At 29.6% G+C, this 371-nt stretch carries 1 protein-coding gene; it reads right to left on the bottom strand.

Annotation, left to right across the window (positions count from 1 at the left end; genetic code table 11):
* On the bottom strand, positions 1-371 hold a 371-nt coding region (locus LQ693_RS13555), incomplete at both ends, for a DDE-type integrase/transposase/recombinase (RefSeq protein ID WP_239743732.1).

Raw genomic sequence — 371 nt, forward strand, 5'->3', positions numbered from 1 at the left:
GGGCATAGTATTCATAAGAAGTATACACACTTCCTTGATCACTATGTAATATAGTACCTGGTTCCAATTGAAGTTGTTTTAATGTCTCATTTACTAATTCTTGATTTTGTTTATTACCGATTTTATATGCCACAATTTCACCATTGTAAGCATCCATGATAGATGAAAGATACAACATTGTATTCCCGAAGGGTAAATAAGTGATATCTGTTAAAAGTACTTCTAAAGGTTTCTCTGCTTTGAAGTTTCTATTTAATAGATTATGTGTCTTATAATATGCATTCCCTGGTCTTTTCGATTTCTTCATTCGTACTTTACAATTTAAATTATGTTTTTGCATAATCCTTTGTACTTTTTTGTGATTAATTGGT

Origin of the sequence: Mammaliicoccus sp. B-M6, assembly GCF_022386965.1 — a bacterium.
In the GTDB taxonomy this organism is placed as follows: Bacteria; Bacillota; Bacilli; order Staphylococcales; family Staphylococcaceae; genus Mammaliicoccus; species Mammaliicoccus sciuri_A.